Annotated in this window: 19 protein-coding genes; 11 read left to right on the top strand and 8 right to left on the bottom strand. The window is 42.8% G+C overall.

Annotated elements, in window-relative coordinates; genetic code table 11:
* Positions 1 to 57: 57 nt before the first annotated feature.
* Positions 58 to 1,014 (top strand): HD domain-containing protein, encoded by a 957-nt coding sequence (locus MKY99_RS06975; RefSeq protein WP_042125202.1) that lies wholly within the window; start codon positions 58 to 60, stop codon positions 1,012 to 1,014.
* Between the two features lie 293 nt (positions 1,015 to 1,307).
* Here MKY99_RS06975 and MKY99_RS06980 read toward each other — a convergent pair whose 3' ends face one another.
* A complete protein-coding gene (locus tag MKY99_RS06980) occupies positions 1,308 to 1,946 on the bottom strand; it encodes a 3'-5' exonuclease (protein WP_339269519.1) in 639 nt (212 codons plus the stop codon).
* A gap of 243 nt (positions 1,947 to 2,189) precedes the next feature.
* Here MKY99_RS06980 and MKY99_RS06985 point away from each other — a divergent pair, with 243 nt between their 5' ends.
* Positions 2,190 to 2,807, top strand: coding sequence for a DNA-3-methyladenine glycosylase 2 family protein (locus MKY99_RS06985; RefSeq protein ID WP_339269521.1), 618 nt, complete (start codon positions 2,190 to 2,192; stop codon positions 2,805 to 2,807).
* A gap of 22 nt (positions 2,808 to 2,829) precedes the next feature.
* Positions 2,830 to 3,534 (top strand): DNA alkylation repair protein, encoded by a 705-nt coding sequence (locus tag MKY99_RS06990; RefSeq protein ID WP_339269523.1) that lies wholly within the window; start codon positions 2,830 to 2,832, stop codon positions 3,532 to 3,534.
* A 36-nt stretch (positions 3,535 to 3,570) separates the two neighbouring features.
* On the opposite strand, the gene MKY99_RS06995 is transcribed toward MKY99_RS06990, so the two are convergent.
* Positions 3,571 to 4,254: a PspA/IM30 family protein gene (locus MKY99_RS06995; RefSeq protein ID WP_339269525.1), complete on the bottom strand. Its 684-nt coding sequence runs from the start codon at positions 4,252 to 4,254 to the stop codon at positions 3,571 to 3,573.
* Positions 4,255 to 4,301: 47 nt separating this feature from the next.
* Positions 4,302 to 4,520, bottom strand: a complete 219-nt coding sequence (locus tag MKY99_RS07000) for a PspC domain-containing protein (protein ID WP_339269527.1) — start codon at positions 4,518 to 4,520, stop codon at positions 4,302 to 4,304.
* 287 nt (positions 4,521 to 4,807) lie between these two features.
* Here MKY99_RS07000 and MKY99_RS07005 point away from each other — a divergent pair, with 287 nt between their 5' ends.
* A complete protein-coding gene (locus tag MKY99_RS07005; RefSeq protein ID WP_339269529.1) occupies positions 4,808 to 5,221 on the top strand; it encodes a zinc ribbon domain-containing protein in 414 nt (137 codons plus the stop codon).
* A 78-nt stretch (positions 5,222 to 5,299) separates the two neighbouring features.
* Here MKY99_RS07005 and MKY99_RS07010 read toward each other — a convergent pair whose 3' ends face one another.
* On the bottom strand, positions 5,300 to 6,403 hold the full coding sequence (locus MKY99_RS07010) for an endospore germination permease (protein WP_339269531.1): 1,104 nt from the start codon (positions 6,401 to 6,403) through the stop codon (positions 5,300 to 5,302).
* A gap of 144 nt (positions 6,404 to 6,547) precedes the next feature.
* Between MKY99_RS07010 and MKY99_RS07015 the strand changes: the two genes are divergently transcribed.
* From MKY99_RS07015 to MKY99_RS07035, 5 genes are all read left to right on the top strand, one after another.
* The gene (locus tag MKY99_RS07015) at positions 6,548 to 8,062 is read left to right on the top strand and encodes a spore germination protein (protein WP_339269533.1); all 1,515 of its coding nucleotides are present in this window, start codon (positions 6,548 to 6,550) and stop codon (positions 8,060 to 8,062) included.
* The gene (locus tag MKY99_RS07020; protein WP_339269535.1) at positions 8,059 to 9,282 is read left to right on the top strand and encodes a Ger(x)C family spore germination protein; all 1,224 of its coding nucleotides are present in this window, start codon (positions 8,059 to 8,061) and stop codon (positions 9,280 to 9,282) included. Before MKY99_RS07015 ends, MKY99_RS07020 begins: the two co-directional genes overlap by 4 nt.
* A 5-nt stretch (positions 9,283 to 9,287) precedes the next feature.
* Entirely contained in the window at positions 9,288 to 9,518 is a 231-nt protein-coding gene (locus tag MKY99_RS07025) for a hypothetical protein (protein ID WP_339269537.1), read from the top strand.
* A gap of 302 nt (positions 9,519 to 9,820) precedes the next feature.
* A complete protein-coding gene (locus tag MKY99_RS07030) occupies positions 9,821 to 10,594 on the top strand; it encodes an SDR family NAD(P)-dependent oxidoreductase (protein WP_042185818.1) in 774 nt (257 codons plus the stop codon).
* Positions 10,595 to 11,062: 468 nt separating this feature from the next.
* Complete coding sequence (locus MKY99_RS07035; RefSeq protein WP_042185820.1) at positions 11,063 to 11,422, top strand: hypothetical protein; 360 nt, start codon at positions 11,063 to 11,065, stop codon at positions 11,420 to 11,422.
* A gap of 64 nt (positions 11,423 to 11,486) precedes the next feature.
* Here the strand turns inward: MKY99_RS07035 and nrdF are convergent, their stop codons facing one another.
* The 3 genes from nrdF to nrdI are packed head-to-tail and all read right to left on the bottom strand — an operon-like array spanning position 11,487 to position 14,916.
* A complete protein-coding gene (nrdF, locus tag MKY99_RS07040; protein ID WP_339269540.1) occupies positions 11,487 to 12,446 on the bottom strand; it encodes a class 1b ribonucleoside-diphosphate reductase subunit beta in 960 nt (319 codons plus the stop codon).
* A 39-nt stretch (positions 12,447 to 12,485) separates the two neighbouring features.
* Positions 12,486 to 14,570, bottom strand: coding sequence for a class 1b ribonucleoside-diphosphate reductase subunit alpha (nrdE, locus tag MKY99_RS07045; RefSeq protein ID WP_339269542.1), 2,085 nt, complete (start codon positions 14,568 to 14,570; stop codon positions 12,486 to 12,488).
* Entirely contained in the window at positions 14,557 to 14,916 is a 360-nt protein-coding gene (nrdI, locus tag MKY99_RS07050) for a class Ib ribonucleoside-diphosphate reductase assembly flavoprotein NrdI (RefSeq protein WP_042185827.1), read from the bottom strand. Before nrdI ends, nrdE begins: the two co-directional genes overlap by 14 nt.
* A 481-nt stretch (positions 14,917 to 15,397) precedes the next feature.
* On the opposite strand from nrdI, the gene sigK (MKY99_RS07055) reads away from it, so the two are divergent.
* Positions 15,398 to 16,099, top strand: coding sequence for an RNA polymerase sporulation sigma factor SigK (gene sigK / locus MKY99_RS07055; protein ID WP_042125228.1), 702 nt, complete (start codon positions 15,398 to 15,400; stop codon positions 16,097 to 16,099).
* Positions 16,100 to 16,487: 388 nt separating this feature from the next.
* Here sigK (MKY99_RS07055) and MKY99_RS07060 read toward each other — a convergent pair whose 3' ends face one another.
* Positions 16,488 to 18,170, bottom strand: a complete 1,683-nt coding sequence (locus tag MKY99_RS07060) for a hypothetical protein (protein WP_339269544.1) — start codon at positions 18,168 to 18,170, stop codon at positions 16,488 to 16,490.
* A gap of 233 nt (positions 18,171 to 18,403) precedes the next feature.
* Between MKY99_RS07060 and sigK (MKY99_RS07065) the strand changes: the two genes are divergently transcribed.
* The gene (gene sigK / locus MKY99_RS07065; RefSeq protein ID WP_339269547.1) at positions 18,404 to 18,934 is read left to right on the top strand and encodes an RNA polymerase sporulation sigma factor SigK; all 531 of its coding nucleotides are present in this window, start codon (positions 18,404 to 18,406) and stop codon (positions 18,932 to 18,934) included.
* The last annotated feature ends 116 nt before the right edge of the window (positions 18,935 to 19,050 follow it).

Raw genomic sequence — 19,050 nt, forward strand, 5'->3', positions numbered from 1 at the left:
TCTAAAGTTTAATATAGAGAGCAGGTACAAAGCCTGTTATTAATAGGAGGCTTCAACATGACACAAATTAAACAGCTCGCTCCACAGGATGAATTTGTTGGCTTTTATCTCTTAAGAGAGCTAGCGATCAAACAAACGAACGGTACTCCTCCAAAGGATTATTTCGACCTAGTCTTGGGAGATTCCAGTGGACAATTGTCCGCGAAATATTGGGATGTCAGCACAACCGATAAAGAAACTTTTTTTCCTATGGCACTAGTGAAGGTTCGCGGGATTGCGCACACTTATCGTGAGAAATTGCAAATCAAAGTAACCAAGATTAGATTGGTGAACGATGAGGATGGCGTTGCGCTAACGGATTTTATTCGCTCCGCTCCTATTCGTCCAGTAGACCTTATTCATACGATTAAAGGGGTTATGGCAAGCATCACAGATCCGGAGATTGCCTCGATTGTCTCCTTTTGTGTAAGCAAAGTGGAAGAGAAATTGATGCATTATCCGGCTGCCAAAACGCATCACCATGCTTATTTTGCCGGACTTGCTTATCATATGGTTCGCATGCTGGAGATCGGGGATTTTCTGTGCAAGCAGCGTCCGTTCTTGAATCCAGATTTAATGAAGGCTGGAATTATTCTGCATGATATCGCGAAGCCGGAGGAGATGATCTCTCAGCTCGGAATTGTCTCAGAATATAGCGTTCAAGGTAAGTTGATTGGTCATATCTCGATGGCATCTAACTGGATTACAGAAGCGGCCATCCGCTTAGACATTGATTTGAATTCGGAGAAGGTTCTGGCGTTACAGCATCTCGTATTATCACACCATAACCTGGGTGAATGGGGCAGTCCTGTTCAGCCGCAAACGGCTGAGGCCGTAGCGCTGCATCATATTGATGCGATGGATGCGAAGCTGCAAATGGTGGAGGATGCTCTGGATACCACACCAGAAACCGAAGAATGGACGCCATTCATTAGAGGACTGGAGAATAAAGCAGTCTATCGGATGAAGATCTAGCGTGTTGTGTTGATCTTGGTTGGTGATCTGGATGAACCGATGGGATATTCACTGATCGTTGATAAAATATACGGAATTCTTCCCTATAATTAGCACGATAAGGGTCTATTCGAAGTCATTATAGGGCGTAAATGTAGAATTACAGGGAGCTATTCCCTATAATGACCAGTAAGGTTAGATTTCTAAGTAGTGAATGAATCGACTTGTATGCTATATTCCTCCATCTATGCAAAACACCCAACCAGCTGTAATGAGCCTGTTGGGTGTTTTTTGCTGAATAACTTAATAGTTTCTTACAAATAGAAGTTTTTCGTTCTTTGATTGTTCACAGGTTTCTTAGCAGGTTTACTCTTTCGAGCAGAAAAAGGAGTGTATCCACCAGCAAACATTGTTCCGCTAGTATATCCTTGGCTGCTGGAGAGCAAAAGCGGGTCAAGGTGTGATTCTCGCTCCATAAGCATTAATAGAACCAAGGCAGCCGCGCGCGCGTCATCGAGAGCGTCATGGTGCTTCAGCTCAATGCCGAAATGCTCGGAGACTACATTAAGTTTATGAGAGGGAAGCTCGGGCAGCATTTTTTTGCCTAGTAAATAAGTACATAAGTATTGAAAGCTCGGATAGCTTATGTACATCCCATCGAGGCAATACCGCAGTACACTCATATCAAAAGCGGCATTGTGTGCTACAACGATTCGTCCGTGCAGCAAAGGTTCAACGGTGGGCCATAATTCGTGGAATGTAGGCTGACCGATTACCATGGAGGGGGTGATGCCATGTATCGAAATGTTCATGCCGTCAAACCGCTGTTGCGGATCGATCAGCCAAGAATGTTCTGCAGTGATTACGCCATCTTTAACTTCCACAAGCCCCAAAGCACAGGCGCTGGATCGACTGGAATTCGCCGTTTCAAAGTCAATTGCTATAAAGTCCATTCGTAAAGCTCCTCATCTATCATATATACATTCATATTAAAGTAGTAAAATGATAAATACAATCTAGTACAAGTTATATATAGTAGTTGAGTAAAAATATGAATTCCCGCCATAACCATCTACCCGAGTAGAAGTGTTGTGGCTTTTTCAAGTTTCGTTATCTTGCTATCCTATTCAAGAATCCGTACACTGCAAAATAGATGTTGTATATTATTGTTAAGCTCAGATACGGGAGGAAATACTTTGGGAGCTGTAATCACTAAATTTTTTGAATATGGGCAAGCAGAAATCGATTACCTCGGAAGTGTGGACCCAGTGCTAGGTGCGGCGATGGCGCGAATGGGGAAAGTGGAACGTGTGATTATTCCGGATCTTTTCACTGCACTTATCTATGCCATAGTAGGTCAGCTAATATCAGTCAAAGCGGTTCGAACTATCTGGACAAGAATGCAGGTTCAATTCAGAGAAATAACTCCGCAGCAGCTAGCTATACACACAGCGGATGAGATTCAGGGTTGCGGTATGACGATGAAAAAGGCGGTTTGTATTCATGACATTTCAAAGCTGATTGCTGATGGGGAGTTTAAGCTGGAGGAATTATATGGATTGTCCGATCAAGAGGTTATTCAAAGACTCATGAAGTTAAAAGGCATCGGTATGTGGACAGCAGAGATGATGCTAATCAATTGTATGGAGCGCCCAGATGTAGTTAGTTGGGGAGATATCGCCATTCGTCGCGGCATGATGAAGCTGTATGGGCTTGATATGCTTACCAAAAAGCAATTCGAACAATACCGTCTCAGGTACTCACCACACGGTTCGGTAGCATCCATATATTTATGGGAGATTTCATTTCAATAATTAATACGTAAGGAGCACTATAGTGGACAAAACAATAAAGGAACAGCTAGTGGAGTTGGCAGATGCGGATTACCAGAAGTTTTCTGCGGCTTTACTTCCGACGATCGATAATGTGATAGGAGTCAGGCTACCGGAGCTACGTAAACTCGCCAAAACCATTGCAAAGGGTGACTGGAGAGCCTATTTGGAGCACGCCGACTCTGATTTTTTTGAAGAGGTAATGCTGCAAGGTATGGTACTTGGTTATGTGAAGACAGATCCTGAAGAAATTCTGCATTATATTGCGGACTTTATTCCTAAAATCGATAACTGGTCGGTATGTGATAGCTTTTGCACGGGGCTGAAGTTTACCTTGAAGAATAAAGAGCAGATGTGGGACTTTATAGTGCCGTATCTGTTATCTGACAAAGAATATAAGATTCGATTTGCGGTAGTAATGATGCTTAATTTCTTTATTGAAGAAGCCTACATCAGTCGGATTCTACAACTACTCGATAAGGTCAGACATGAGGGGTATTATGTGAAAATGGCGGTTTCTTGGGCGCTTTCGATGTGTTATGTGAAGATGCCTGCGGCTACGATAGATTATTTGAGAACTAACGCTTTAGATGATTTCACCTATAACAAGGCTTTGCAGAAAATCACAGAGTCTTACCGAGTAGATCCGGAATCGAAAAAAATGATTCGCGGGATGAAGAGGAATAGAAAAAACAAGCCCCTTATATAGCTCAGTAGCTGAGAAATAAGGGACCTGTTATTATATTTATTTTTTGTCGGTATTGATTTTCCGGTTGCGGATACGTTCAATTTCATCATCCACGGCGCTACGAAGATTGGGATCAATAGACGAAGCTACGCCTGCGCCTGAGTTGGATTTATACTTGGAGTTTTCCGCCAATGCTTCCCACTCGAAAATTTTCTCTTCCATTCGTTCGAAACCACGTGAAGCGTTACCCACATTCGGTCCTTTTACACTGTTGCTATGAGGAGCGGAGCTTAGTGTTTCTGTAGCTTGCTGAGCACGAGCGATAAGTTCAGTTCTTTTCGCTTTAAGATGTTCGCGCTCTTCTTTAGCTCTAGCGATGTTGATCTCCAGCTCTGCCAGGGATTGCTGAGTTTGTGCCTGACTATTGATACTCTCATCCAGCTGTTCTGTATACCGCAGCTTGGCCATGAGTGCAAGGCGTGCTCTTTCTTCATTTCCTTGCTCAACCGCCTGAACGGCTTCCGCTTCGCTTTGCTCTATCAACTGAGTATATTCTTGCTTACGGCGTTCCAATACACTCGCTGTAACCTTTAAATCACGCTCATTGCGTTCTGCCGTAGCTATTTCGTTCTCAAGATCGCGCAGATACTGACCTGTCAGTAGCACTGGATTTTCTAATTTGTTCAGACCTTCGTGTAGGGCTGCTTTAGTAAGGGTGGAAATTCTTTTGAATAAACTCATGTTATATCTCTCCTTAGTATGTTTGATTGGTACTGAATGAAGATCTGTTAATAGAAATCATGTCCATCTGAAAAGCTGCCAAAAGGTTCTTTAGGGACGATGATGCTGGCGATGATATAAAAGATAAGTACTGTGCCGAAGCTGAAAAATGCTGCAGCAACGGCCACGAGACGGAGTATTGTGGCATCGATGCCTGACCAAATAGCAAGACCTCCGCATACACCACTAATTTTCTGATCACTTCTTGAACGATATAATTTTTTCATTTATTATTGTCATCCTCTCTTATGGGGGTGATTGTGATTGAACCTTGCAACCCGTTTGCTTATGTACTCATTGTAAAGCCTTTTCGATTGTGGCAAAACGGCCTGAAGGCGGTTTTAGATACCAGACCTGAGTCGAGGTTCGTTCCCGCATGAAGGCGGGGGAAATTAGTTCTTGATTGTGGATGAACTACAAATCGCGGTTGAAGTTAGGTACAATAAAGAGAGGAATACTTGTGGTGGTGTCGAAATATGCTTAGATATGACTACTACGGAATTGGGGGCTGAATATGAGCTTTTTTAACAAGGTAAAGGCAGGCGTAAGCGAGGCTGGGAATAAAGCAAAGACAGTGGTGGAGATCAATCGTTTGAAATTACAGAACAACAGCAAGCAGAATGATATTGACCAGCAGTATCAGGTAATGGGTAAACTGTTGTTTGAAGCTGTAACTCAAGGTGCAGGACCACTGCCGAGTGAGCAGATCGAGAAGAATATTTCCCGTATTCTTGAACTGAAATCAGAGATCGAGGTCAATCTGCAGCAAATTGCTGGGTTGTCCGATGTGAAGCATTGTAAAGCATGCGGTGGTAATGTGGCAATCGAGGCACGTTTTTGTCCGAGTTGCGGATCAACTTTCGAAGCGTCCAATGAACCTATTCGTGATGTAACGCCATCGTCAATTACATTGGATAAGAAGGAATAAATCTACTGCATGTAAGAAATTCATGAACAAAAGGACAGCTCAATAGCTGTCCTTTTTTATTTTTAGGAGAGAGGTCGTTTAAACCTTGGCAGCAAAACGTTTTTTTAAATAATACACAATTAGCAATATAAGCGGTAGAACAAATGCAACCGTGAAATCCCAATCTACCCAGTAGGCGGGGATTTCCTTTACATAAAAAATGATGTCTTTGGCAATCAGTTGTGACATACCAAATAACAAAAATCCAGTGGGTAGGATCAGAGGACGGTGGCTTTTGAGTTTAAATAATTGGGCTGCACCTAATGTTAAAGCATAGTAATAAATGGCTGTTTTGAAGTACGTGCTGATAATCCATGCAGTAGCCATAAGTGCTTCAATACGTTGCAGAGAATTAGCAATATTAATTTTTTGAGCAAGAATATAAGCGGCATAAAATTGATGTTCAGAAGCGTAAACACCAAGAACGGTAAGGGAAAAAAATAAGATGAGGTTAAGTCCCAGAGCTCCGATGATCAGGGCTATGAAAATATCCCGGCTTGTTTTGCTATTCTTCTGAGCATAAGGATATACCATAAGAAACACGCATAATTCACCAAAAGGATAAAAAACACCATACATCAAAGTATGGAGCATGTCCGGTACTGGTGTGTTCATAATGGGGTATAAACGTTCCATTTTGACATCGGGAGTCAGCAGAAGCAGCAGACCGATCAAAAAAACTGCAAACAAAGGGAAAAAAAGCTGAGCTGCCCGTCCCAATGTTTCCAGACCCAGTCGTACACCATATACCAGCAGGAAAATGGCCATAAAACGGATAACCCCACCGGGTGTCTTCTCGTAAATCTGTGTACACATGAAATCTTCAATTTCTCTTATGTAAGTGGCAGCGGCAATCAGAAAGAACACTAGATAGAACAAGGCTACAGCAGATCCGGCCCATTTTCCTAGAATTTGTAGGCTAAGCTCGATGATATTCTTGTTGGGTTCAATGTCTGCTAAGCAGAGCAACAATTTTATGGTCGCTAGGCCCAAGGGAATACTAATCAAAGCAGCAATCCATGCATCTTGTTTCGCTCCTGATATCATTAACGCTGGATACACAAGCGCCATATCCCCAATAAATGTGAATAGCCCGAGTATAATCATTTGATTGGTACTAATTCGATCTTTCTCCAAACTCATATACCCCCTCAAATTTATTGGACTAGTTTTAGTATGGTTGTAGTTACCAGAATTATGCCATTCCGAATTTTAATCAGAAAGGAATAATTATCAAAATTAACATCAAACTATACTCATTAAACTAAGTGAAGTGGAGGCTACATCGTGAAAAGTTCGGAGACGGGTACACTATCAAACCGATTGAAAACCAATATTGATCAGTTGAACGGATTGCTGGGCGGAAGTTCTGATGTAGTGATAAAAGAGTTGCAGATAGAAGAAAATACTAATATTTCTTTGATTTACATAGATGGTCTTGTGGATACTCAGGTACTGCATAATTCAATTTTGTATTCTTTGCAGGAACATATTCCTTATGAACAGCTAGGAAAGCTTGAGCCTGAGCAGAAGATTGAGATTATTAAGAAACAGATATTAATAGCCGGTGATCTAACCGTTATCGTTGATTACAGCCAATTCGTACACGAATTGCTGTCCGGTAGTGTAATGCTGCTGCTCGATGGGACATCCACCGCTCTCCGGATCGGCTTACCAGGCTGGGAAGATCGCAATGTAGGGGAGCCCAGTTCCCAATCGGTTGTTCGAGGTCCAATGGAAGGATTCACTGAGAATTTACGGACGAATACGGCACTGGTTCGGCGGAAAATAAAAGATAGCCATTTATGGCTGGAAACCGTTCAGATCGGAAGGGTAACTCAAACCAGCGTATCCATTATGTATCTAAGCAACATCGCGAATAAGGAGTTGGTGCAAGAAGTAAAATGCCGTCTGAATAAAATTGATACGGACAGTATTCTCGAGAGTGGATATATTGAAGAATTTATTCAAGAGACGGTATTTACACCATTTCCTACCGTATACAACAGTGATCGTCCGGATACGATTGCAGCAGGTATTTTGGAAGGAAAAGTGGCCATTCTTGTTGATGGAACCCCTTTTGTACTGTTGGTACCCACATTTTTTGTGGCATTTTTTCAGTCTGCTGAGGATTATTACCAAAGGGCCGATATTGGAACATTGCTGAGATTAGTTCGTTTTATTTCATTTTTTATTACTTTGCTTGCACCTTCATTGTATGTTGCGATTACTACATATCATCAGGAGATGATACCGACCAATCTTGTAATTAGTTTAGCTGCCCAGCGGGAGAGTGTCCCTTTTCCTGCTTTTGTCGAGGCGCTGATCATGGAAATGACTTATGAGATTTTGCGGGAGGCCGGGGTACGGATACCTAAAAATATTGGACAGGCAATTTCCATTGTCGGAACGTTGGTGATTGGACAAGCAGCGGTTGCAGCGGGTTTTATTTCATCTGCAATGGTCATTATTGTATCGCTTACAGCCATTTCTAGCTTTGTTATTCCGGAGACAGGAATGTCTATAGCTGCGCGGATGATCCGTTTTGTGCTTATAGCTTTGGCCGGATTTATCGGATTATATGGAATTCTATTCGGAATTTTTATCATCGTACTGCATTTGTCGAGCTTGCGTTCTTTCGGAATGCCTTATATGAGTCCGCTCGGACCTTATAATTCAAAAGACTTAAAAGACTCTATCTTTCGCTTTCCGTGGCCTTTTTTAAAGACAAGACCTGCTGAGAACAAGACGCAGAACCTATTTCGTCAAAGCACTTCCAGTGATGAGGAATCAACGCAATGAAGAAAAAATTAGTTAGAGGCGCTCTCCAATTGATGATAGCTCTCCAATTTACGTTAATGCTAAGTGGCTGTTGGGAAAGAAAGGAGCTAAATGAGGTAGCCTTTGTCTTGGGGATAGGGATCGACAAGGCTGAAACTGGTTATACAGTTTCGATGCAGGTCGTTATTCCATCTGCGATTTCCTCACAATCGAATGGAGGAGGGGGAGGCACTGGAGTCCCCGTGGTTGTTTATAAATTTACTGTACCTACGTTTTATGATGCACAACGTATGTTGAATCTGGATAGTTCTAGGACGAGTTATCTTGGTCATATCCGGGTGTTAGTGATTGGGGAGGAACTTGCCCGCTCCGGAGTGGCCGAGATACTGGACGTATTTAAAAGAAGTCGGGAACCTCGAATGGATTTCTACGTTATGGTTGCCAGAGATACAACCGCCAACGATGTCTTGAATGTCCTTACACCTATGGATAAATTACCAGCGAACAAATTATTTAGTTCCCTAGATAATTCTTATAAAGATTCAGCAAAAACAGTCGCTGTCACGCTGGATGATTTTATTGAAAATTTATTGGCTGAAGGTGAACATCCTGTACTGACCGGAGTGGAAGTTATGGGAGATCCCAAAGAGGGAGGAGATAAAAGCAATGTAGAGCGAACAATGCCTAAGGCGAGATTGGAATACCATACTGTTGCTGTGTTCAGAAAAGACAAACTGATCGGTTGGCTAAACGAGGGTGAAACGATTGGTTACAATTATATCAATGATAAGGTAACCTCACATTCTGGCCCGATAACAGGGGAAGACGGAAAGCCTATTGTTATCGAAGCGATCCAGGCTTCAACTAAACGCAAAGTGAAAATTATTGATGGAGAGCCGCATATTTACCTTGACGTTAAGACGCTTTGCAACATTGAAGAAGTGCACAGTACAGAAAATTTGGAATCGGAAAGCACCATAAAACGTTTGGAAAAGGAAACAGAGGAACGGATTATAGAGCGGATGCAAGACACTGTGGAGCAAGTAAATAATCGCTTCAATGTTGATATTATGGGATTTGGACAATCGATCTACCATGCCAGTCCTAAAGCTTGGACAAAGCTACAGCAAAAAAAGGGCGACGATTACCTTAAATCATTGCCCATCCATTATAGTGCCTCAGTAGTTATTAACCGCGTAGGTCTAACTGATAATTCTTTTCTTGAAAAAATCAAGGAGTGAGTCTAATGATGTTATTGTTTTTTTTGGCGCTTGCTGTAGGTTGTATGGCACTTGATTTGCCTAAATTAATGCGAAAGCGCCGAGTACGTGATCTTAGCGTATATTTTATATTTTGGATTTTGGGACTTGGCGCGACCGTATGTGCGTTGTTAAAATTGAACATTCCGAGTCCTCTGTTTCTGATTATTCTTATCTATAAGCCAATAAATAATTTATTTGGAGTGTGGTTTCATTAACAACGACGGATTTACAAATGATCAAACCCCTTAGAATAAGCATCGGATAAAACTTCTGGTTTATCTGATGAAATTCTAAGGGGTGTTTTTTTGTGACGATCAAACCAAAATTCTCAATTGTTGTAAAAGTAGATTAAAATATTCATTGCTATATACAATTAAATACAATAAAGTTGTCATATAGAGGATAATTTTGTCGATTTTTCTGCAAAAATGTTCCAATCCATATTGCATCAGGCGATATTAGGGTCTATGAGGTTCGAATCCTCCTCCTGAAAAAGACATAAGAAAGTGGTGCGCATATGAGTAGCAACAGATTTGAGAACAAAGTAGTTATTATTACTGGTGCAGGTACCGGAATCGGAAAAGCTACAGCCTTAAGAGTAGCAAGAGAGGGCGGTATTGTAGTAGTTGCCAATCGATCAGATGCTGGCGCTAACACAGTTGAGGAAATTAAGGCTCTAGGTGGGGAAGCGATGTTTGTTCGGTCAGATGTTTCTCTCGAAGCAGACTGCAAAAATATCGTAGATCAAACATTAGCAGCTTATGGAAAAATTGATTGCCTATATAATAACTCAGCAATTACAGGAGACAATACGGATGTTATAGACTATGATCCGTTGTTGTTTCAAAAAGTGATTCAGACAAATCTCACTAGCCAATTCTACATGTTGCATTATACATTACCTCATATGAAATCTGGAGCTTCCGTTCTAAACTGCTCCTCTTTGCATGGTATTTTTATCGGGATGGCCAATGATGCAGCTTATTCAGCAAGTAAACATGCTATTGTGGGGATGACTAAATCGGTTGCCAAAGAAGTGGGTCACCGTAACATTAGAGTAAATGCCCTTTGTCCAGGACCTATCCCTACACCAACCATGAACAGATATGAAAAGCTGTTGTCAGATGATGTAGAGATGCTTCAATCTCTTATCGCTTCTGGAACGGCTCTGGGTAGATACGGTACGCCTGAGGAAGTAGCTGCGTTTGCATGCTTCCTACTAAGTGATGAGGCTTCGTTTATTACAGGTACAGCACATGTGATTGACGGGGGCTATTCCGCAACAAAGTAATCACGGATTGATTTACTTATATAACAACTAATATATAGTATTGAAGGCTTTGCGGCGTATTCTGATTCCAAAAATCTGAAGGATGACTGGATTGGAATCGGAAGTCGCACGCAAAGCCTTTTTTAGTTGTCTAAAAAAAATAGATTCTTCGTATTTTGGCAAATTGAATGGCTGCAAGAGATAGCAGATACACAAAAATGAATGAATTAAGGAAAATATGACCATGGATATGTTGGAATTTGTAGAAATTTGTATTTTAATATAAATAAAAAAAGAAATTTGTCGATAATAATATAGGTAATATGTATTAGTTAATATTCTAGAAAGGGTGTTGTTATAAAAACGATACAGGAAGTAGATGTCGTCGCCCTGAAAAAGCATGGGGCGGGTATTTTTTGTCTGTGAAGTTACATACATTTCATCTCTATTATTAAAAAAATAACGTTAAAACTTGGAGGAAAAATAATTATGTCATACACAATTAAGTACAACCAAAATGAGAACCATATCGATGTAGTATCTATTGATTTTTCAGCTGAAGATGTTCCAGGATACCTGAAAGATTTTGAAAATATCATGAAGCTTGTTAAACCTAAATTTACAGGAACAACTGATGTAACTGATTCTAAAAGTGTACTTACTCCTGAGGTTGCAGCTATGCTAGCCCCTACAGGTGCTATGGCGAGTGAAGCTGGTCAAGCAGGATGGGCTTATGTAACTAAAAACCCAATTTGGAAGATGCAATTGAAACGTATTTTTGGTAGAGATTTTGCAGATGCTTACGATACCTACGAAGAAGCTAGAACATACCTGAAAAGCTTGCAATAATCTAATCCTACAGTTAGCAAAAAGTGCGGAGAATTTTCTCCGCACTTTTTTGCTTTATCTATATTTAAAATTGAAAATCTTCATCTTTCAGCGGTTCCACGTTAAGCGCCCGGACGTATCCGTTACCTTTTTTCGAGAAGAAATCATGCTGCTTGGTGTGGGTACTGATGCCATTCTGAACAATCGGGTTGATCTCTTCCTCGTCGAATAGCGGATCATGCCCCAGATTCATCATGGCTTTGTTAGCATTGTATCTAAGGAAGGTCTTGACCTCGTCCACCAGTCCGATGGGAGCGTAGATCTGCTCGGTATAACGTTCTTCATTCTCATGTAGCAGTCTAAGGAGGTTTACCAGCTTCTGGTGTAGCTCACGCTGCTCGTCATCTGGTAGCCCGTCAAAGATCTCCTGCGCCAGCACACCGACATATACGCCATGGATGCTCTCATCCCGCAGAATAAGGTCGATGATCTCACCGCTGCATGTCATTTTGCCTTGGCCAGCTAGATAAAGCGGGTAGAAGAAGCCACTGTAGAACAAGTAGCTCTCGAGCAGCACTGAGGCTGCCATGGCAAGGTACAGATCTTTGGGTGAATCTATTTTTTTGTAATATTGTGATATGGTCTCTGCCTTGAACTGCAGATAAGGGTTCTCTTCAACCCAGCGGAACACACTGTCAATCTCCTCTGTGGAGGACAAAGTGGTGAAAATGCTACTGTACGATTTGGCGTGAATCTGTTCCATCATGCCCATAAAGCCAAGCACAGCCTTGCGCTGAAGACCTTCGACATGCTCCATAATCTGCGGCATACCTACTCCGCCTTGAATCGTATCCAGCAGTGTGAGTCCGCCGAGTACCTTCATATAGGAGTCCTTTTCTTGCTCACTGAGCGTGAGCCAGGACATTTTATCATCGGATAATGGAATTTCATCGTCCGTCCAGAATTGCATAATGTTCTGATTCCAGAACATCAATGAGAAATCGTCGTCGGGACGGTTCCAGTTAACGGCTTGGATAGCGGTCATAATATGGCAATCTCCTTTTCTGCGGCTATAGCCTTCCAGTTAGATCGAGCAGGTGAGGCATTCCTCGACGGACAGCTTTTTGGTCCGGGTGTAATACAGCGACTTCAGGCCTTTATGCGCCGCGTACAGATAGGAACGGGCCAGTTCTCTGGTTGAGACATCACTGTTCACATGCAGAACGGTCGAGATGCCCTGGTCGATATGGGGCTGAATTTCCGCGATCAAATCGATCACCTTGAACTGATCCATTTGGTAAGCCGATTTATAGAAAAATACATTGTCTGGACGCAGGTACGGCATCGGATAGTAAGTCGTCGAATTAGCATAAGTCCGTGTCTCAATCTGCTCTACAATAGGCATAACGCTTGAAGTAGCATTTTGAATATAGGAAATGCTGGCTGTTGGCGCAATTGCTAAACGGTAAGCATGGTACAGGCCATTTGCTTTTACTGCATCCCGTAGTTGTTCCCAGTCCGTAGGGGATGGGATGAAAATATCTCCGAACAACTCTTGTACTCTTGGCGTTACAGGGCGGTAATCCGTAGTCAGGTAACGCTCAAAATAAGCTCCTGTAGCATAATCAGAAGCCTCAAATCCATGGAAAGACCGGCCGGTTGCAGCAGCGATCTCCATGCTTTTCTCCAGTGAATGGTAGTTCATGGTCATGAAGAAGGTCCGGGCAAAATCGCGAGCCTGTTCGCTTTCATAAGCGATCTTGTTCTTGGCCAGATAGCCGTGCAGATTCATGACGCCGAGACCGACGGAGTGCATCTCTTTGTTAGCTTTGGCTACGCCTGGGGCATTAGAGATGCTGGTCATATCGCTGACTGCAGTCAAGGCGATCATGCCTTCATGTACCGATTCACGGATTTTGCCATGCTCCATCACGTTGACAATGTTCAAGGAAGCCAGATTGCAGCTTACATCACGGCGGATGGTATCTTCCTGTCCGTAGTCAGCAATTTCTGAGGTCTCCTGCAGCTGGAAGATTTCTGTGCAGAGGTTGGACATTTTGATCTGTCCGACGTTTTTCAGGGCATGAGCCTCATTGGCGTTGCTCTTGTTCATAATATATGGATAGCCAGATTCCAGCTGGATCATGGCGATTTTGGTCAGCATATCCCGTGCGCTCATGGCCTTTCTCTTTTTGACACGTGGATCGGCTAGCAGCTTATCATACATTTCATCCAAATCCATGTCATCAAGATGTGTGCCATAAGCCTTGTACACACTGTAAGGGGCAAATACATGGAGCGGTTCATTGTCCTTCGCCAGCTTATAGAAGCGATTCGGAATGATCAGGCCGATGGACAGGGTTTTGAGTCTTGTTTTTTCGTCGGCGTTGATCTTCTTACTGTCGAGAAATTCAAGAACATCCCATCCAAAAATATTGTAGTAGGCGGCTCCAGAACCTTTACGTTGACCCATCTGGTCAGCATAGGAGAAGCCGTCCTCCATCAGCTTGAGCACAGGTATAATGCCCTTAGCCGCATCCTCGACACCCTTGATTGTCTCTCCGCGGGAACGAAGCTTGGACAGGTTGACAGCCACGCCACCGCCGATCTTCGACAGCTGCATGCAGGTGTTGAGCACATAGTTGATCGAATTAAGCGAGTCGTCCATTTCGATAAGGAAGCAGGAGACAAGCTCACCGCGACGACTCTTGCCGGCATTTAAGAAGGTTGGGGTCGCTGGCTGCAGACGCTGCTCCATCATCGAACGGGCAAGCATGCCAGCAGTAGCGGCATTCCCGCGTCCTAGGTGAAGGGAAACTGCCGCCACACGGTCCGGATAATGCTCCAGATATTGCTTGCGGTCATTGCTTTTTACAGCGTAATCCGTATAGAACTTCGAAGCTGCCATATAGGATGGAAAGCTGAAGTTGTAAGAATGGGTAATTTGGTAGACATCTTCAATCTCAGCCAAGCTGTACTGTTCGTAAAAATTTTCGTAGAAATCCTGTTCAATCATATAATCAACCTTGGCTTTTGTATTCGCAAAAACCAGGCTCCGCCGTTCTACATCCCGCATAAATTCGGCTACTGCCTCAAGGTCTTTATCCAATTGAAAGAAACCACTTTCGTCTCTCTTCATCAACATGTTGTTTAGTTCAATATGCCGCAACTCGGCTCACCTCCTGTTTAATTCGTTCCACATCACCAAATGTGCCCGATAGCTCAAATTTACCGATAACTGGTACATTGTACCGATCTGCAATCAAGTCTGCGCTATGCGCGAACAGCTCGCCCCAGTTCTTGTTGCCGCTGGCGGCGATGCCTTTCAAATTGGAATAATTGTTCTTCAAGAAAGTAGACACCTTCTCTGGAATCTGTCCAAAGCCGGTGGTATATGTAATAAGCACATAGGGCTCGTCAATGGTCATATGCTCTTCAATCTGCACAGCTGGCAGCTTAAGCTTACCAATGAAGCGTTTGACGTTTCCGGTTTTTGAATCGTATGCGACTAGCATGGAGTCTCTCCCCCTGTATATATTACTGTAAAGATAGAATAGATAAGCTATAAATACTGGAAAATCATATGCATACTATATTTAGTGTGCGTTGTTTATTTTAATCACTATATGTTGAAAAGTCAACATGAAAAGTGCTTCCTAACTAGTTGGGAACTGGTCTAGTAAACGCTCTATTAAAGTGTTAATATCCCGGAAATACGCAGGTTGGAGCGGTTTGCTAAGGCAGCTGTGTTGTTTTTTATGCTGGATCTTACTGCATCTTTTTTATCATGACAAATTAGCGTCACTCCGTTGAGCAGAACTGGGAGCAGATGGATGAGGACATTAATGAAGCTAAATCGGAGAGACTAACAATGGGTTTGTACAATTTCCCCCGTACATGCACTTCTAGGCATCTACCCACATACAATAAGATGACCATGAACCCGTAAGGCTAACAGATCGGTTTCATTGTACAAGTGCGGGAGGTGTCGCCAAGTTGCCTGGATTCTTAAGTACGATCGCGTTGCTAATTAAAGAACTGACGTTGCTGGTATCTTACGTAAGGAACAACGCATTTCCACAGCCGCTCTCGGAGCAGGAGGAAAGCAAATACTTAGGCATGATGGCTGAAGGGGATGCAAAAGCCCGGAATTTGCTTATCGAGCACAATTTGAGATTAGTAGCTCATATAGTGAAAAAATTCGATAATACTGGGGAAGACATGGAGGATCTGATCTCCATCGGAACTATTGGCTTGATTAAAGCTATTGAGAGTTACCGTCCAAACAAAGGCACAAAGCTGGCCACATTTGCAGCACGTTGTATTGAAAATGAAATCCTGATGCATTTAAGATCATTGAAGAAAACGCGGAAAGACGTGTCCCTGCACGATCCGATTGGGACTGACAAAGAAGGTAATGAAATTACACTCATTGATATCCTCGGTTCGGAAGCGGATGATGTTATTAAAGAAGTGGATTTGAAGATCGAGAAGAGCAAGATTTATCGTAATCTTGATATTCTGGATGACCGAGAGAAAGAAGTTGTGGTGGGTAGGTTTGGATTGGATACAGGTGGAGAAGAGCGGACGCAGCGGGAGATTGCGAAGGAGCTTGGGATCTCGCGGAGTTATGTGTCGCGGATAGAGAAGCGAGCGCTGATGAAGCTTTATCATGAGTTTTATAAGGCTAAGCGGTGAGTTAAGATAATAGCCTGTAGGGATGAGGAATCGAAGTCTAAATCCTACAGGTTATTTGTGGTTTTTATTATATTAAACTAAAAACACTGTAAGGCCTTCGGCCAGGGCGATATCGATTTCCTCCTTAAGCCGATTGGACTCGGGGAGTTGAGAATCGCCCTGCTTGGAGCTTCAGGCACTAAAAAGTATCTATATCAGATTTCGGTAGATATAAGGTAACCGATCTATACAAACCGGTCCCAATATCCGGAAGTACTATTGTCACGGTACGATCCATAGGGATTACTGCTGTTGTATACGTAAGGGTTTCTCCACTTTTAGCTTCCAGCGGGATCGCTGTGATGAGTGTGTTGAGATCTGAAGAGGCGTACACCTCCAGATTGAACGCTCAAGTATAATTCCATAATACCAGAGACAATGTCTTATTAGGATTTAGTACAATATCATCTACCCGGTCGGAAGTATTCACATTGACTACAACGGCCTGCGGGTCATACACCTCTTGGCTCAATCCCAAACCACTGGCCTGCTCCTCATCAGAGAGTGTAATACGACCATCAATTACCTTCAGGCCCAGCGCTTTATTCCAGCTTCCCAGCGGTAGAAAGTCATTGAAGCCTGCACGTACAATCCCGCTGCCCTGGAGCGTTACCGCAGCTGAGCGGCTGCCCCGGGTGAATGTAATCTCTTTGGCCCCTATGGCATACTGAATATGAAATGCTGCGGCGAACTCTTTGAGCGGAACGTAATATTGTCCCTTTAGGAGAAAAGCAGGCTGGCTCTGATAATTCACCATAGCATTCCCTGATCGGATAGCCACTGGCAGAGCAGGAAAGATCATTTTCTCATAAGTGAAATTGTCCCAGGATTTATGCTCCTTCCAATCCCTGTAATCCATGTATGGGATCTGAAGGCTGATACCCGCAGGGATGTAGTAGAAGGATGGCGGGTACTTACTTGGATTAGAGAAATAATACTCGATAATGAAAATTTCATCTGAAGCCCATGTTACAGCCGTAACATTCGATTTGTACTGGGAGTCGTATTTCCGTACCAGTTCCAGCGTCTTGAGATTGTAAATATGCACGACAGATGATGAGTATCCGTTAAGAGTGCCCTGATCAGTAATCAGCAGCAAATATTTGTGGTTGGGAGATATATACGTCCGCGCGTCCGTGGCGGTATTGTCAAAGAGAACTTTGCTCTTCCCGTTAACCGTACCTTTAATATTCCATTTATAGGATAAATATTTGATAAACTTGCTCTGCAGCGTAATTTTTGTGGAGTCTACCGTAATGACTCTGTCGCCGTCCATACCGGATGAATCCCCCTTGCGGTGGTTGAGCGTCACCTTGACAGCTGCTCCTTTTCCCCCGCCATATTGCATTAAATAACAACCCTTGAGATCAGACTTGGGACAAAAGACTGTATAATCCTGCGTCTTTGGCTGAGGAGACAAGGTATAATTGCTATTCTCCACATCCTCCGGCCGGATCACCTCGCCGCCTGTAGAGATGAGCTTGTTATCCGCCAGAGAATAATACTGGTTCGGTTTCTCAAAATATGTATAAATGACATACAGGCCTATGTATTCATGCAGAATAATAGGAGATTTAGATTCAACAACCTTGCGGAGCGAGAAACTGTTATAGTCATACTCATAAAGTGTCCTAACCACTTCTTTTGCAGCACCGCCATACTGTTCCAGAATTGCATAAGCCTTCAATCCAGTGGGAGAATTAACCAGGGAAGCTTTGTTAATAAAGGAGTCGAAATCATCTCCATTAGCTGGCTTAGGTAAATAGGCAGGATCTGTGAAATAATATTCGTTCGCCTTACGCTCCCCGGTATCAAAGCTTGTTTTGACTGTTCGGACCGTAATCTTATCCATATTTCCGGCAAAAAGAAATTGTGTCTCATGCCGTATTTTGTCTTTAGTTGTTCCTACTGCAGCTTCCGCACCCGCATACTGCGGACCCGGCAAGACACAGGCTAGCAGAATTAGCACGAAAAGGATTGCCGTTACTTTCTTGCATTTTATTTGCCGATCCACGTTATGTACGCTCTTCATTTGTTCTCAACTCTTCCCATTCTTGGTATTTTGATAATTCTAAGTATCACTATTCTATTATCGGTAATAAATTCCTGGGAATAAATAATTAGCTCAACTTTCGCAGCCCAAATCTCCAAACAAATCCTCGATATAGATGGGTAATAACAATCCTTTAACCTCGTAAAATCCATAATATCATTCAGAAGCTACTCTATTGTAACTTTGGTTTACAACGAAGGCTACTACCTGAAATGACATCGTATCATGTCCAGAACCTCAAAAAATTCGATAACACCGGAGAAGACATGGAGGATTTAATCTCCATCGGCACCATCGGCTTGATTAAAGCTATCGAGAGCTACCGCCCGAACAAAGGGACAAAACTGGCCACATTTGCGGCTCGTTGTATTGAAAATGAAATTCTGATGCATTTAAGATCATTGAAGAAAACGCGGAAAGACGTGTCCCTGCACGATCCAATTGGGACAGACAAGGAAGGTAATGAAATTACACTTATCGATATCCTTGGCTCCGAGGCGGATGATGTCATTAAAGAAGTGGATCTTAAGATCGAGAAGAGTAAGATTTATCGTAATCTCGATATACTGGATGATCGGGAAAAGGAAGTTGTCGTGGGGCGGTTTGGATTGGATACAGGTGGAGAAGAGAGGACACAGCGGGAAATTGCTAAGGAGTTAGGGATCTCGCGGAGTTATGTTTCGCGGATAGAGAAAAGGGCGCTGATGAAGTTGTATCATGAGTTTTATAAGGCGAAGCGGTAGGATCTAAGATAATAACTAAAGATTCACTATAGAGTATTTTAGAAGCGACTTTCCAACAGGGGAGTTGCTTTTTTGTTAATTAATTAGTTGGGCTAAATGAACATAAAAAAGCATAT

The organism is Paenibacillus sp. FSL R5-0470, from assembly GCF_037975205.1.
Taxonomy (GTDB): domain Bacteria; phylum Bacillota; class Bacilli; order Paenibacillales; family Paenibacillaceae; genus Paenibacillus_AQ.